The organism is Flavobacterium rarum (SeqCode), assembly GCF_965234445.1.
Classification (GTDB): Bacteria; Bacteroidota; Bacteroidia; order Flavobacteriales; family Flavobacteriaceae; genus Flavobacterium; species Flavobacterium rarum.
Genome location: NZ_OZ248479.1, coordinates 501721 through 517504, shown reverse-complemented (window position 1 = coordinate 517504; position 15784 = coordinate 501721). Strand labels below are relative to the sequence as shown.

14 protein-coding genes and 1 tRNA gene are annotated in these 15784 nt (G+C 34.3%); 3 read left to right on the top strand and 12 right to left on the bottom strand.

What is annotated here, in order from left to right; translation table 11 throughout:
* Nucleotides 1–129 precede the first annotated feature (129 nt).
* Complete coding sequence (locus tag AC8GF4_RS02070) at nucleotides 130–2715, top strand: AsmA family protein (RefSeq protein ID WP_506592312.1); 2586 nt, start codon at nucleotides 130–132, stop codon at nucleotides 2713–2715.
* 81 nt (nucleotides 2716–2796) lie between these two features.
* On the opposite strand, the gene AC8GF4_RS02065 is transcribed toward AC8GF4_RS02070, so the two are convergent.
* Nucleotides 2797–3591: a DUF2797 domain-containing protein gene (locus tag AC8GF4_RS02065; protein WP_506592310.1), complete on the bottom strand. Its 795-nt coding sequence runs from the start codon at nucleotides 3589–3591 to the stop codon at nucleotides 2797–2799.
* A gap of 188 nt (nucleotides 3592–3779) precedes the next feature.
* Here AC8GF4_RS02065 and AC8GF4_RS02060 point away from each other — a divergent pair, with 188 nt between their 5' ends.
* Nucleotides 3780–5288: a GH3 auxin-responsive promoter family protein gene (locus tag AC8GF4_RS02060; RefSeq protein ID WP_506592308.1), complete on the top strand. Its 1509-nt coding sequence runs from the start codon at nucleotides 3780–3782 to the stop codon at nucleotides 5286–5288.
* Nucleotides 5289–5390: 102 nt separating this feature from the next.
* Nucleotides 5391–5531 (top strand): hypothetical protein, encoded by a 141-nt coding sequence (locus AC8GF4_RS02055; protein ID WP_506592306.1) that lies wholly within the window; start codon nucleotides 5391–5393, stop codon nucleotides 5529–5531.
* A 92-nt stretch (nucleotides 5532–5623) separates the two neighbouring features.
* Here AC8GF4_RS02055 and AC8GF4_RS02050 read toward each other — a convergent pair whose 3' ends face one another.
* From AC8GF4_RS02050 to AC8GF4_RS02000, 11 genes are all read right to left on the bottom strand, one after another.
* Nucleotides 5624–6154 carry an SRPBCC family protein gene (locus tag AC8GF4_RS02050; RefSeq protein ID WP_506592304.1) on the bottom strand — a complete coding sequence of 177 codons (531 nt, stop codon included), beginning with the start codon at nucleotides 6152–6154 and terminating at the stop codon, nucleotides 5624–5626.
* 11 nt (nucleotides 6155–6165) lie between these two features.
* Entirely contained in the window at nucleotides 6166–6606 is a 441-nt protein-coding gene (locus AC8GF4_RS02045; protein ID WP_506592302.1) for a VOC family protein, read from the bottom strand.
* Between the two features lie 153 nt (nucleotides 6607–6759).
* Nucleotides 6760–7629, bottom strand: coding sequence for an SRPBCC domain-containing protein (locus tag AC8GF4_RS02040; protein WP_506592300.1), 870 nt, complete (start codon nucleotides 7627–7629; stop codon nucleotides 6760–6762).
* A gap of 17 nt (nucleotides 7630–7646) precedes the next feature.
* The gene (locus AC8GF4_RS02035; RefSeq protein ID WP_506592298.1) at nucleotides 7647–8051 is read right to left on the bottom strand and encodes an SRPBCC family protein; all 405 of its coding nucleotides are present in this window, start codon (nucleotides 8049–8051) and stop codon (nucleotides 7647–7649) included.
* Nucleotides 8052–8166: 115 nt separating this feature from the next.
* Nucleotides 8167–9399 carry an ATP-dependent Clp protease ATP-binding subunit ClpX gene (gene clpX / locus AC8GF4_RS02030; RefSeq protein WP_506592296.1) on the bottom strand — a complete coding sequence of 411 codons (1233 nt, stop codon included), beginning with the start codon at nucleotides 9397–9399 and terminating at the stop codon, nucleotides 8167–8169.
* 76 nt (nucleotides 9400–9475) lie between these two features.
* Nucleotides 9476–10147 carry an ATP-dependent Clp endopeptidase proteolytic subunit ClpP gene (gene clpP, locus AC8GF4_RS02025; RefSeq protein ID WP_506592294.1) on the bottom strand — a complete coding sequence of 224 codons (672 nt, stop codon included), beginning with the start codon at nucleotides 10145–10147 and terminating at the stop codon, nucleotides 9476–9478.
* Between the two features lie 251 nt (nucleotides 10148–10398).
* Nucleotides 10399–11724 carry a trigger factor gene (locus AC8GF4_RS02020; protein ID WP_506592292.1) on the bottom strand — a complete coding sequence of 442 codons (1326 nt, stop codon included), beginning with the start codon at nucleotides 11722–11724 and terminating at the stop codon, nucleotides 10399–10401.
* Between the two features lie 392 nt (nucleotides 11725–12116).
* A complete protein-coding gene (locus AC8GF4_RS02015; protein WP_506592290.1) occupies nucleotides 12117–12938 on the bottom strand; it encodes an MOSC domain-containing protein in 822 nt (273 codons plus the stop codon).
* A 186-nt stretch (nucleotides 12939–13124) separates the two neighbouring features.
* Nucleotides 13125–13196: transfer RNA gene (locus tag AC8GF4_RS02010), tRNA-Glu, on the bottom strand.
* Between the two features lie 979 nt (nucleotides 13197–14175).
* A complete protein-coding gene (locus AC8GF4_RS02005) occupies nucleotides 14176–14358 on the bottom strand; it encodes a hypothetical protein (RefSeq protein ID WP_506592288.1) in 183 nt (60 codons plus the stop codon).
* A 69-nt stretch (nucleotides 14359–14427) separates the two neighbouring features.
* Nucleotides 14428–15720 (bottom strand): aminopeptidase P family protein, encoded by a 1293-nt coding sequence (locus tag AC8GF4_RS02000; protein WP_506592286.1) that lies wholly within the window; start codon nucleotides 15718–15720, stop codon nucleotides 14428–14430.
* Nucleotides 15721–15784 lie beyond the last annotated feature (64 nt).

Genomic DNA, 15784 nt, shown 5'->3' with positions numbered 1-15784 from the left:
ATAAGATTAAAGAATGGCAATACCACATTCCATTAAAAAACAAATATTATCTTCGTATGATAATTTTACAAAACAACTAATTAATAAACCTCTGTTTTTGTAAAAAATAACCCAATTTACCGAACCTATATGCTAAAGAAAATATTAAAAATCGCTGGAATTGTGTTGGTTGTGCTTGTTGCTTCCTTATTTGCCATTCCGTATTTCTTTAAAGATCAAATAAAAGCTAAAATCACTGAGACCATCAACGAAAAAGTAGATGCCAAAGTTTCCTTTGCGGATGCTGACTTGAGTTTGTTCAAAAACTTCCCAAAAGCGACAGTAACCTTAGATAAATTATTAATTATCAACAAAGCGCCTTTTGAAGGTGACACATTGGTTTCTTTAGGCGAATTGAATTTAAAAATGTCCATCAAGGAATTATTTAAAAGCAAAGAAGAAGCCATGCAAATTGAAGGCATCACTTCCAAAAACGGTTATATCAATATTATTTTTAACAAAGACGGAATCGGGAATTTTGATATTGCTTTAAAAGACAACAAACCCAAAGAGGACGGAAAAAGCGACCCTATGCTTTTGAAAATCCAAAAATACCAAATTGAAAATTTCAAGTTTCAATACTTTGATGAGTCCTCACAAGTACGAATGGTTATTGACAGTTTGAACCACGAAGGAGCTGGTGATTTTAATAACACAAAATTGGATTTAGACACCAAATCGACGGCTAAAATATCTCTTAATCTGGGCAAAATCAATTATATGAAAAATGTTGTCTTGTCACTCGATGCTGTATTAGAAATTGATTTAGAAAAGAGCAAATACACTTTTAAAGAGAACAAAGCATTGATTAATCAATTGCCTTTAGAATTTGACGGTTTCATACAAATGGTTGATGCAGGACAAGTATATGATTTGAAATTCAAAACACCCACTTCTTCCTTCAATAACTTCTTAGGACTGATTCCAGCGGCTTATGCATCGAGTTTAGAAGGTGTAAAAACCACAGGAGATTTTACCGTAAAAGGTTTTGCAAAAGGTATGCTTACAGACTCAACGATACCAAAATTTAAACTTAAAATCAGTTCCAACAACGGTTCTTTTCAATATCCGAACTTACCAAAATCAGTTGAAAGTATTGTAATAGATACTGAAATTGTAAATGAAACAGGAATAACGAACGATACCTATATTAATCTGGACAAACTTTCTTTTAGAATAGACCAAGACGTTTTTAATGCAAAAGCCAACATAAAAAATATAAGCACAAATGCATTGGTAGATGCCGCTTTGAAAGGAACCATCAACTTGGCCAATCTTTCCAAAGCCTATCCCATAAAAATGGACAAACCGCTAACGGGAATTTTGAAAGCTGATGTCACAACCAAATTTGATATGGCTTCGGTAGAGAAAAGTCAATACCAAAATATCAATAATGCAGGAACAATAGGCTTAACCGGATTTAATTATTCTGATGCCAATGGTAAAAATATGACCATTAGTTCTGCTTTGGTACAGTTTAATCCAAGTCAAGTGAATTTGAAACAATTTAATGCCAAAACCGGAAAAAGTGACCTTAGCGTAACAGGAGTTTTGGATAATTTTTATGGTTTTATGTTTAGAAAACAAGAGCTGAAAGGAAATTTTAATTTGACTTCCAATCAATTGGCTGTTAGTGATTTTATGACAACCACTATTGCTAAAACTGAAGAAACACAAAAAACCAAGAAAGCCGAACCTTTGAAGATTCCAGCTTTCCTGAATTGTACGCTTACGGCAAAAGCCAATACGGTTTTGTATGATAATTTAACTTTGAAAGCGGTTTCAGGGAAAATGATCATCAAAGACGAAAAAGTTACTTTAGAAAATGTAAAAACATCGATTTTCGGAGGAACAATTGGTGCTAGTGGTGCAGTTTCTACAAAAGGAAAAACACCTATTTTTGATATGAATCTTAATTTAAACCAAGTTGATATTCAACAAAGTTTCACTCAATTGGAGATGTTGAAAAAAATTGCTCCAATTGCGGGAATTGTGAATGGAAAAATAAACACCACCATTAAATTAAATGGAAATCTAGATGCTACCGAATTGACTCCTGATTTAAAAACACTGACAGGTGATTTGGTTGGGCAATTGCTTTCGACTACTATTAATGCAGAAAACTCTACCATGTTAAAAGCATTGAGTTCTAATTTAAAATTTATAGATTTAAGCAAAGTAAACCTTAATGACATAAAAGCAGTACTTACTTTCAAAGACGGAAAGGTTAATGTAAAACCATTTGACATCAAATACCAAGACATCAAAGCAGTTGTAGGCGGGTCACACGGTTTTGACCAAAGTATGGATTATAACGTCAAATTTAATGTTCCTGCCAAATACCTAGGTAAGGAAGCGAATGCATTTATATCGAAAATGTCGCCAACTGATGCAGCCAAATTTGACAATATTCCAGTAACAGCACTAATGACGGGAAATTTTAGCAATCCAAAAATTTCTACCGATATGAAAACGGTGATGACTAACTTGACAATGCAATTGGCCAAACAACAATCGGATAAATTGCTTAAAAAGGGAACTTCGGAATTGGACAAATTATTGAACAGCGGTAAAAAAACAGATACGGACACTACTAAAACCAATGCTCAAAAAGAAGATATCAAAAAGAAAGCAGGCGATTTGTTGAATGGCTTGTTTAAGAAGAAAACACCTTAATCAAGCTACTGAGTTTCTAAGATTCTAAGTTCCTAAGATTTCCACAAACTTAGTTACATAGAATCTTAGTTACTTATAAACTTAAACTTCCAAGCGCACCACATAGCCTTCAAAACTGCGAACATTAAAAACAGTTCCATCATCAAAAATGAGGTATTGTCCTTTAATACCAGTTAGTTTTCCGGCAAAACTATGCATTTTGTCCAAGCTCAAACTGTTTACTTTTTTGGGATAATTCAATACTGGAAAATGCATTTCGTATAAATCGTTTTTGTCAAGATGAAAATATTCTTGAACTTCGGCTGGGATTAGATTTTCGAGTTTTAAACGTTCGGCAATTAGATCGACGTGTACGACATCGTTTTGCAGCATTTTGCGCCAATTGGTTTTATCGGCATAATGGTTTTTGAGAGCCACCTCGGTAATTCCAGCCAAAAAGCGATTGGGAACTTCAACAATTGAAATTGCTTGACTTGCTCCTTGATCGATCCAACGAGTGGGCACTTGCGTTTTGCGAGTTACTCCTACTTTTACCTCGCTAGATAAAGCCAAATAAACGATATGGGGTTGCAATTGGACTTTCTCTTCATAATCCAAATCACGGTCGGCAATTCCAAGATGAGCAGTGCTTAACTCGGGTTTCATAATCCAATCCCCAACTGCAGGACTCGAGTAAAAACAATCGTAACAAAAACCTTGTCGAAATATTTTTTTCTTTTTTCCACAATTCAAACATTGATACCCCACAAAATTGATTTCCAATTCCTTGTTTAATAATTGATTTACATTCAAAAAACTATTTTCAAAAACCAAATAATATTGAATCGGATCACCTAATTCGGTTTGCATTTTGGAAAGTACACCTTCGTATGTCATTTTAGATTGCTGATTTTAGATTGTAGATTGAAGTTGGTAAGACTAATCATTTGGGTTAGAATATTTGACACAAATAGAATTGTTTTTTATAAAAAAACACTATTTTTGGTACTATTGCAAAGTTAGTATTTGTAAATCTATTTTCAAATCTAAAATCGTTAATCTAAATTCATAATTCATAAATCCCCATGCCTTTATCCTTTATCAATTCTATCGCTTCTTGGTTTTTAAAACAAAGAATTCATCAAATTGAGCTTTTTCTAAAATATCCCAATGAAGTTCAAGAAGAATTATTGATGAACTTAATTCGAAGTTCAGAAAGGACGGTTTTTGGCAAACAATACGATTATGAATCCATAAAATCCTATCAAACTTTTACGGATAGAGTTCCGATTTCGACTTATGAAGATTTAGAACCTTACATAGAGCGCACTCGAAAAGGGGAGCAAAATGTGCTTTGGGAAGAGCCTATAAAATGGTTTGCTAAATCCAGCGGAACTACTAATGCCAAAAGTAAATTTATTCCCGTGAGTAATGAGGCGTTGGAAGATTGTCATTACAAAGGCAGTAAAGATTTGTTGTGTTTGTATTTAAATAACAACGAGGAATCTGAAATGTTTTTGGGAAAGAGTTTACGATTGGGAGGCAGTTCTCAGATTTATGAAAACAACAATACTTTCTTTGGAGATTTATCGGCTATTTTGATAGAAAACATGCCTATTTGGGCTGAATTCAGTAGTACGCCCAGCAGCAAAATTTCTTTAATGAGCGAATGGGAAACCAAAATGAGTGCCATCATCAATGAAACCATCAACGAAAATGTGACCAGTTTTGCAGGAGTCCCTTCTTGGATGCTAGTTTTAATGAATAAGGTGTTGGAGGAAACAGGAAAAACAAACCTTATGGAAGTTTGGCCTAACTTGGAGGTGTATTTTCATGGAGGGGTAAGTTTTGACCCCTACCGAGAACAATATCAAAAAATACTGCCTCAAAACCAATTCAAATATTACGAAATTTACAATGCCTCCGAAGGCTTTTTTGCCATTCAAGATTTAAATAATTCGAGTGATTTACTATTAATGCTGGATTACGGAATTTTTTATGAATTCATCCCGATGGATACTTTTGGCACACCCGACCAAAAAGCCATCCGATTGTCGGATGTACAATTATTCAAGAATTATGCCATGGTGATTACCACTAACGGCGGATTATGGCGGTACTTAATAGGCGATACTGTTCGATTTACCTCTTTAAACCCCTATCGCATTCGGGTTACAGGGCGTACCAAACATCATATTAATGTATTTGGAGAAGAATTAATGGTCGAAAATACGGACCAAGCCATTGCCAAAGCCTGTAAAATCACCCAAACCGAAGTAGTAGATTATACTGTAGCTCCAATATTCATGAAGGACAAAGAAAAAGGAGGCCATGAATGGATGATTGAATTCAAGAAAAATCCGAAAGACATTGCCACATTCCAAAAGACTTTGGATGATACGTTACAATCCTTAAACTCTGATTACGAAGCCAAACGTTACAACAATATGACGCTTAATCCGTTGGTAATAAATGTTGCTAGAGAGCGATTATTTTACGATTGGCTTAAAGAAAGTGACAAACTTGGAGGACAACACAAAATCCCAAGATTATCCAATAAAAGAGATTATTTGGAACAATTGAAAAAAATGTAAAATTAAATTAAACGCATTCAATAATTCATTAATTTACGGCATTCAAAATGACACCTTAGAAATTGTCACTTTTATATTCAATCAATCCGAACACTTTTACTAATGAAAAAAATATTCCTTATACTAATTGTTATAGTAATTACTTCCTGTAGTTCATCCAGTCATGTTTGCGGCGGAAGTGGCGGAAAACGATGCGTTGAAACTACTCCTAAAACAAATATTGATAAAGGTCTTGACACCTAGAAATTATTTGTGTTTTTATAAAACAAAAAAGCCTTTCAAAAATCTATTTTAAATGGCTTTTCACATTATACATTGTCAGTAATGACTCAATACTATTTTTCCAAAATCTTTTTCAGATTGGCTAAATTTTGATTTTCAGCATCTTTTATTATTCGCTCTCCTATAAAAGTCATAAGATTCATTGGATATGGAGAATATCCATAAAATTCAGCTGTGACTTTTGTCTCGTTATCTGAAACGGCTTCCAATAAAGTGCTTGCTTTATCATCGCCTTTCATTGGTCGTTCAAAATGCAAATCAACATCAATCCTATCTTCAGAAATAGCCGTAATTTGTTGCGAACCTGCTCCAACATTATCATCTTTGCTGTCCCAAGTTGCTTTGAAACCAACGGTTCCATCAACACCTTCATAAATCATATTAACATTTGGATCCTGCATCACCCAAATACTGTAATTTTCTTGATTTTTTACCATTTTTACATAGTCAAAAACCACTTTCTTTGGTTTATTAATGGTTGTCGAAACCGAAACCGTATAATCATTCGATATAAAAAGTGCTGTAAATAACAACAGTGCTATAAAACCGACAATTCCAAAAACTATTATTTTAAGTATCTTCATAAAACAGCTATTTAATTACTTGGATTTTCATCAAAATTAACCATCCAGTGAATACCAAATTTATCCACAAACATTCCGAAATAAGCGCCCCAAAAAGTTTGATTCATAGGCATGAAAGGATTTCCTCCTGCTGAAAGTCCATCAAATAGTTTGTCTGCTTCCTGTTTACTTTCGGCATTGATTGAAATCGAAATATTGGCTCCAATTACCACATCGCCAGTTGCAGCATTACTATCACTTCCCATTAAGACAGAATCCTTCCCTATTGGTAAAGAGATATGCATAATTCTGTTTTTGTCTTCTTCCGAAATAGCTTCTGCACCTTCTGCATCTGCGGGCATTTCATCAAACTTTCCAACATAAGGAAACTCACCTCCAAAAACCGACTGATAAAACAAAAATGCTTCTTCGCAGTTTCCATTAAAAATTAAATACGGATTAATTGTTGCCATTTTTTTTAAGTTTTAAATTAATTAATTTTTCATAGTATCTAAGTTTCTAAGATTTTGGGCATTTTTTAAATTTAAAAAAAATAGTACAACCAATTAAACGTTTTACATTTCCACACAGTCTTAAAAACTCAGTTCCGATCGCTATCGGGATAGTTACTTATCATCTATTTTTTTAATTTCTGAAAGCTCTTTAATTATTTCCATTGACTTTGGAAACGTATTTTTAAAATAATCAGCATATTTCTCTATGCAATCCATAGTGACATCTAGCACAGTTGTCGTATTATTTTGTGTCAAACGATACGTTTCCATAGCTCCAGTCCATTCTTGTGAGGCAGTGTTTATTGGCATTTCTTCAAAATTTTTCAAATCACTCAGGTGCTTAAAAGCCATGTATTCATTAATAACTTTACTTTGAATTATACTGTTCATCCCTTCACCGTTTGGCGTAAGAAAATGAATTTTACTACCTTCATTCCAATCACTTTTGGCATAGGTTCCTTCACAAAAACCAGATGTCCATTGACGGTACGTCTCATCATTCCATAAAACCTCCCAAACTCTCTCTTTAGGAGCTTCAATTTCGATATTAAATTCAAGTGTTTCCATATCTTTTTTTGGTATTTTAGTTAAATCCATATACAAAACATTCCAACGGTGCCCGTCCAAATCTGCAAAACCACAGCCATACATCCAACCTGAGTTTTCAGCAGGTTTGGAAAAGAGGTTACCCCCTGCTTCTAGTACCTTAACCGCAAATTCATCAACTTCTTCTTTACTTTGTGCATCAATAGAAATTAATACTTCAGTACTTTTATTTGCATCTGAAACTTTATTCTGAATGCAGTTTGCAAATTGCGTTTCTTCAAAAAGCATGATGACGAAATTATTCTCTCCAACTAACATACATATCGAACTTGCAGTAGCGTGCAACTCATTAAAAGAAAAACCAATCGTATGAAAGAACTCTTTTGATTTTTTCAAACTTTTTACAGGCAAATTGAGCCATACTTTTTTTATCATTTTTTTTATTAAAAAAATTAAATATTCTCTACATACTTTTTAAAATTATCAAGAATAGCTTGCCAACCCCCTTTTTGCATTTCTTCCGGGTTTTCTGTTTCAGGGTCAAAATTTTCGATTACCAATACTCCATCTGGTGTTGTCGCAAAAGTGATTTCTACCTTTCTCCCATCTGCCATTACATATTCAATAGCTTCATTTTGTTTCACTAAAGTATATTCTCCCTCAAAATCAAAACTCATTGTTCCATCTTTGGAAGCCATAGTCGATTTGAATTTACCTCCTACCTGCAAATCATTTTCAGCAAAGGGAGTATGCCAATCTTCGGAGGCATTATTCCATTTGGTAATATGCTCAGGAGTTGTCCAGCGTTCCCAAACAGTTTCTATTAGAGCATTTACATTAGACTGTACTGTTATCATTATCTTATTGTTTTTATAAAATTACAAATAATCTTAAATAAATTTCATTTTTAGTCACAAAAAAAACCTGCTCTAATGACAGAGCAGGTTTTTACAATTATTTAATTATCAGAACTTAAGAAGCAATCTCCAATCGTTTCAATAAATTTTTATTCAATGTTTCTTTAGCGTATTCCATATCAATTTCTAATCTTTTATCGTCAGAACTTGGTAATTCGTACATCGCATCGGTTAGAATCGCTTCGCATAATGAACGCAATCCACGAGCACCCAATTTATATTCTAATGCTTTTTCTACAATAAAATCCAAAGCTTCATCTGTAATGGTAAATTCTACCTCATCCATCAAAAATAATTTTTGATATTGCTTGATTAAAGCATTTTTAGGCTGAGTCAGAATCGCACGCAACGTCTCTCTGTCTAAAGGATCCATGTGTGTCAAAACAGGCAAACGGCCAATAATTTCGGGGATTAAACCAAAATCTTTAATGTCTTTTGGGATAATGTATTGCAACAAATTGTCTTTGTCAATATTATCCACATTTTTGGATGTAGAATACCCAACAGCCTGACGGTTTAAACGTTTTGAAATAATACGTTCTACTCCATCAAAAGCACCTCCTGCAATAAACAAAATATTTTGAGTATTGACCTCAACAAATTTTTGATCTGGATGTTTACGACCTCCTTTTGGTGGTACATTGACTACAGTTCCTTCTAATAATTTCAACAAAGCTTGTTGCACACCTTCTCCCGAAACATCACGAGTGATGGAAGGATTGTCGCTCTTACGCGCAATTTTATCAATTTCATCAATAAAAACAATTCCTCTTTCGGCTTTGGCCACATCATAATCCGCAGCTTGCAAAAGACGAGTCAAAATACTTTCCACATCTTCTCCTACGTAACCTGCTTCGGTAAGTACTGTTGCATCAACAATAGCAAGAGGCACATCCAACATTTTGGCAATCGTTTTGGCTACCAATGTTTTTCCTGTTCCTGTTTGCCCTACCATAATGATATTGCTTTTTTCAATCTCTACTTCATCGTCCAATTGCTGTTGCATCAAACGTTTGTAGTGATTGTAAACCGCCACAGACATCACTTTTTTGGTTTGATCTTGTCCAATTACGTATTGATCTAGGAAAGCCCTAATTTCTTTTGGTTTCTTTAAAATTAAATCTCCAACTAGTTTTGAACTGCCGCTTGATTTTAATTCTTCCAAAACAATTCCATGCGCTTGTTCGATACATTTATCACAAATATGAGCATCGATTCCTGCGATCAATAAATTGGTTTCCGGTTTCTTTCTTCCACAGAAAGAACATTGTAATACTTGTTTTGCCATCTTCTTAAGTTAGAAGTTAGATGTTAGAAGTTAGAAGTATCTATCGTACTTCTAACCTCTAACTTATAACTTTTTATTATCTTCTCAACACTTCATCAATCATTCCGTATTCTTTGGCTTCATCGGCAATCATCCAATAATCACGCTCACTGTCTTGATGTACTTTATCAAAAGTTTGTCCAGAATGGTGTGATATAATTTGGTATAACTCATCTTTCAATTTCAACATTTCACGCAAGTTGATTTCCATATCGGTAGCAACACCTTGTGCTCCTCCTGATGGTTGGTGAATCATAACACGTGAATGTGGCAAAGCCGAACGTTTTCCTGCAGCACCTGCACACAAAAGCACAGCTCCCATAGAAGCAGCCATTCCAGTACAAATTGTAGCTACATCTGGCTTGATGTATTGCATAGTATCATAAATCCCCAATCCTGCATAAACGCTTCCTCCAGGTGAATTCAAATAAATCTGAATGTCTTTGGAAGCATCTGCGCTTTCTAAGAATAATAATTGAGCTTGAACAATATTTGCAATTTGATCATCAATCCCTGTACCAAGGAAAATAATTCTATCCATCATTAATCTCGAAAACACATCCAATTGAGAAATATTCAACTGTCGCTCTTCAATAATATAAGGAGTCATTCCTTTTGGATTCATTGCACTTACTATTTTGTCATAGTACATTGCATTTACCCCTTGACCCTTAATCGCAAATTTTTTGAATTCTTTTCCGTAGTCCATTTATAGTATAGTTTAAAAGTTTAAGTGTTTAAAAGTTTAAAGTTCCCTCAGAAAGACTTTAATCAGTTAAACAAAAGAGCGTCAAAACAAAAAATCTTTTGACGCTCAAATATAACTATTTTTTATTGTTTTGTATCTGCAAAAAAACCATAAAGTTAATCGGTTTTTGTTTTAAAATTAAAAAACACCAACCTTCTAAAATCTAATTTCTTACCTCTGCAACCTCATTGCTCTTTTAGGGGTTAGGGGCTTTATTCTCCGTAAGAAGCAGCAATAAACTCATCGTAAGTCACTTCTTTTGTAGTAGGATTTGCTTTTTCTTTAAACAAGTCTAGCATTTTTTCTCCAACTACTTGATCCGAAAGTCTTTTTACCTCATCTTGGTTAGACAAAACTCTTGCTACAATTCCTTGAACTTCTGCGTCAGTTGGATTAGTTTGTCCAAATTGAGCCATTTGTTGTCTGATAGATTTAGTCGTAAATGATTTCAAGTCTTCAAAAGTAACTTGAATATTACTTGTAGCCATTGCTTTCCCTTCGATCAATTGAAAACGCAATCCTCTTTCAGATCTTGCATATTCTACGATTGCTTCTTCTGGAGTCAATTGTTTTTCTCCAACCGTTTGCAACCATTTGATTAAGAATTCAGAAGGCAAATCAAATTTTGTGTTTTCGATCAAGAAATCTTGAACATCAGCCAATAATTTTTGATCCGCTTGTTGCGCGAATTGAGATTCAGCATCTTCTTTGATTTTTGCTTTCAATTCTTCTAGTGAAGCTACAGTTCCAGCACCAAAAAGTTTATCAAACAATTCTTGATTCAATTCAGCTAGCTCAGAAACATTGATAGCAGTTATCGTAAAATCAACATCAATAGCCAAATCATGTACATTATCGTGTCCTACTTTCAAGTAATCCATCAATTGATGATCATCTTGAAACAATCCTTTAGTATTTACTGTTACAACATCTCCAACTTCTTTTCCGATGAATAAATCTGCGGTCGCTTTATCTTTAAAAACCTCCAAAGAGAAAGTTGTTTGATTGTCAATTCCATTTTCTGCATTTACAAAAGTACCAGCGATATCAGAATCAGCAGTAACTTTTTCAACTGGATTTGCATTTCCAAATTGTTTTTGGATACGAGCCACTTGACCATCAATTAATTTATCATCAGCAGTAACGATATATTTTACGATATCATTTTTAGCTTCAAGATCCAATTCAAAAAACGGCACCAAACCAATTTCATATTCAAAAACTAGTTCTTCAGTATCCCAAGAAAAAGCTTCGTTCACTTTAGGAAGTGGAGTTCCCAAAAGATTCAATCTTTCAGACTGCACAAAACGCTCCAAAGCCAAATCAACTACTTTTTGAACTTCTTCTTGTTTAATTGCTTTTCCATATTGTTTTTCAACTAGGTCTTTAGGCACAGCCCCTTTTCTAAAACCTTTTACAGTTGCCAAAGGCATTTTTTCGTTGATTCTTTTTGCTACTTGTCCTTTGTAATCCATGTGAACAACCGTCATTACAATCGTTTCATTCACAGCGTCTATTGCTACTCTTTTGATATCCATCTTCTTCTTTAATTTACATTATAAATTTGGGTTGCAAAATTATGAAATTTTTACAACCCAAACAAGTATTTTATTTATGTTCCAAAACTACCCAAACGATAGTATTTTCATCACCAAATCTAAAATCTAAAATCAGCATTCTAAAATCTAAAATCCTCTGGGCGAGACCCCATTTTTGAAAAGGGCCAAACAAAGACACCGCTTATACGGCCCTTTCCAAAAATGCGGTCGGGCTATCCATGCTACTTCGGTAGCTTATTCCTATCCCTCTCGCAAGCACAAAACGAGAAATTTAGTTCAAAAAACAGTATTTAAACCAAAAAAATCTGTGCCAATCCGTTCAATCCGCGTCATCTGTGTGCCATACACACTAGACAAATAATTGCAACAAACTATTTAGCATAACTCAAAACAAAAACCGCATCCCCAACCGAAACAATCCCCATTCCCAATCCAATCACATTTTGACCAAACAACACTTTGTTTCCGAAATTTCGAAACTTAGCCAAAGTCTTCAAAGGATCTTTACCTGAAATTATACCTTTTTCTGGATCAACAGTCGTCATTACACAGCGGTCGCAAGGCTTCACCCCAACAAAAGAAACAGCTCCAATTGTAAATTCACGCCAAAGATCCTCTTCAAAAGCAATACCATTAGTAAAAACAAAATTGGGTCGAAAGCGTTTTATGGAAACGGCCGTTTTTAATCGGGAATTCAAATCATCCAAGGAAGATTGCCCAATAATCAAAAAAGGATACGCATCCGAAAACGAATTGTTTTCGGCTCCCGTAATGGCATAATCGGGATCTAGTTTTCTTTCGCTTTCTTCAGGCATATATACCAATCGAGTCGAGAATCCCAAAAGGTTTGTAAACCATTCGTTTATCGTTACACTCACTTCAAAAGCATCAATAGTATCGTCCCAAACCGTTACTTGAATTTTAGAATCAGAAATCTCAAAATTAGGACGAAGTGGTACATCAAGCCATTCCATAAGAACGCTATGTGTAATCCTCAACTGATCTCCCACAATTTCAGGCTTAAAAAGTGCCAATTCAGGATATTCCCGTTGTGTCAAAAAACGGCCAGAATCATCCACCAACAACCATCTACGGTCCAACTCTAATCCACGATCCGTAACTTTTGATGCTTGCAATAGAATTCCGCCTAACGATTTTATAGGATAAACCCAGATTTCTGAAAGTTTTAACATAGCATCATTTTTTTTTCAAAAATACAGAAAACAAAAAGAGCACACAAACAAAAAAAACCGTCAAACCATAGTAAACTTGAAGGAAATCAAAAAGTAAAATGTAATGGTAAAATTATCCGAATCGGATTGAAATTAGATTTAAAAAACAAAAATCAATTTCATTTCATGAAGAAAAAGAAAAATTTGTAGCCCGTAGCGGAATCGAACCGCTCTTACATGGATGAAAACCATGCGTCCTAACCGATAGACGAACGGGCCATAATTTTTATTTCGGGTGCAAAAATACAACTATTTATGAGATGTACAAACCAAAAAACCAAATCCTATGAATAGAATTGTACTTTTTTTAATTCAACAAACACAATCAATTCAGAATTAGAACTTTCTATGAAAAATATTTTTTTTTATTTATCAATTATTTTCAAAATTCAATTAAGGCAAACTTCAGAATCCATAATTGACCAAGAATGCGGGTTTTTTTGTACCGTCTAATTGCATTCCTTTTCCTTGACTAACAATTATTTCAGCATTCGCATTGCCCATTATGTAGGATTTTCCAAATACAAAACCATTTTCACATAAAACCTATTGCCTAAATTCGTTTTAGTAACTGTTGTCAGGTAGTGCTTATTTCCTTTAATTTAACGCAGAACATAAAAAAGTATTAATATCAAAATCGAAACTTGCGGACTAACTTTATCAAAAAAAAATGTTTTTCAGCGAATGGCTATACTGCTCTTGTCATAATATTTACTTATTTATTTTTTTTATTTATACCAAACACATATATAAATTAGTCCAATTATTTATCCTCAACCCAAACTCTTTCCCAGGACAAACGTATGAGTTGTTTTTCCGCAGATTCGCAGATTTCAAATATAAGTTAATCTATAAATTAGCCGCTTACAGCGGAATTAGCGCGAATTAATTTCTTTAAAATTTTATTTTTTTTTAAGGAATAATCTGCGTCCCGATAAATATCGGGATCGGTTGCTTTTTTTACTATTGCTCTCCAAATTAGAGTGGGCCTTTGGACTATATAGTATTTGTGTTTGGTATTACTTAAAATACCACATTAAAAAAACAAAATTCCCTTCGCTTTTACTGAATTTGCAAGTCTTGATGAGGGCTATCCAGATCCAATTGAGGATTACGAAGATTGCATACGCCTCATTTTGATAAAAAAAATGGCTCTCATTGCTGAAAGCCATTTCTATACCATATTTAAAGCAACTAATTACAATTTCAAAAAAGATTCAATGGTGCCAAAATACTTCTCTTCTGCATCAAGCCAACCATAATGTTTGCAATTTTCAAGTAGAATCATTTTTGAATTTGGAAATGTTTTCAAGGAGATTTCTCCAATTGCCGCACTAATGATCTCTTGTTTGCCTTGAATCTGTGTTTTTAGAAAAGCCATCGGTTTGGGCAAACGACGATCCAAAAAGAGAGAAAAAGATGAATAGGAATATTTTCTTCACCCTCTTAATTAAGAATTCATTAAACTCTCTATTTCTTCTACTTCTATCGGTATATTCCTCATCAAATTGAAAGGTTCTCCAGTTTCTTGAATAACAACATTATCTTCCAAACGAATTCCAAAACCTTCGGCGGGAATATAAATCCCAGGCTCAACTGTGAATACCATATTGGCTTTCATTGGTTCATGTAATAATCCGTAATCGTGTGTATCCAATCCCATGTGGTGAGAGGTTCCATGCATAAAGTATTTTTTGTAGGCTGGCCATTCTGGATTTTCGTTTTGAACATCTGCTTTGTCAATCAATCCTAAACCAAGTAATTCGGAAGTCATGATTTTACCCACTTCTACATGGTATTGTTTCCAAAAAGCACCTGGAGTCAGCATTTTTGTAGCTTCGTTTTTAACTCTTAAAACAGCATTGTACACGTCTTTTTGTCTGTCTGTGAATTTTCCAGAAACAGGAATCATACGAGTCATGTCGCTAGAATAGTTGGCATATTCTGCAGCTACATCCAGTAAGATTAAATCACCCGCTTTGCATTGTTGGTTGTTCTCGATATAATGCAAAACATTGGCATTGTTCCCAGAAGCAATAATTGGGGTATAAGCAAAACCTTTGGAACGGTTTCGAACGAATTCGTGAATCAATTCGGCTTCGATTTCGTATTCGGTTACGTTTGGTTTTACGAATGAAAGTAATCTTCTGAACCCTTTTTCGGTAATAGTACATGCATTCTGAATTAAATCAATTTCTTCGGTTTCTTTTACCGAACGAATGCGTTGCAGTATTGGGTTGCTTTTGGCAACTTGATGTGCAGGATATTTGGCCTTCCACCATTTTATGAAACGGGCTTCACGAGTTTCGGTTTCAATAGAAGCGCGATAATGTTCGTTGGTGTTAATGTACATGATGTCTGAATAGGTCATCATTTCGTTTAAGATTTTTTCAAAATCTTGTAGCCAATACACCGTTTTAATTCCGGAAACTTCAAAAGCGCGGTCTTTGGTTAGTTTTTCACCTTCCCAAATAGCGATGTGCTCACTAGTTTCTTTTAGGAACAATATTTCTTTTTGGTTTTCGTAAGGTGCGTCTGGAAAAAGCAACAAGATGCTTTCTTCTTGATCTACACCAGATAAATAAAAAATATCACGATGCTGTGCAAATGGCAATGTACTATCTGCTGAAACCGGATAAATATCATTGGAATTGAAAACGGCTACACTATTTGGCTTCATTTGAGCCATGAATTTTGCGCGATTTTTTATAAAAAGTGCGCGCTCTATTTGATGATATTTCATTTAAAAACGATTTTGAGTATTGAATCATCAAAAATAGCAACTTTTAGAATGTAATTGGTCTTTG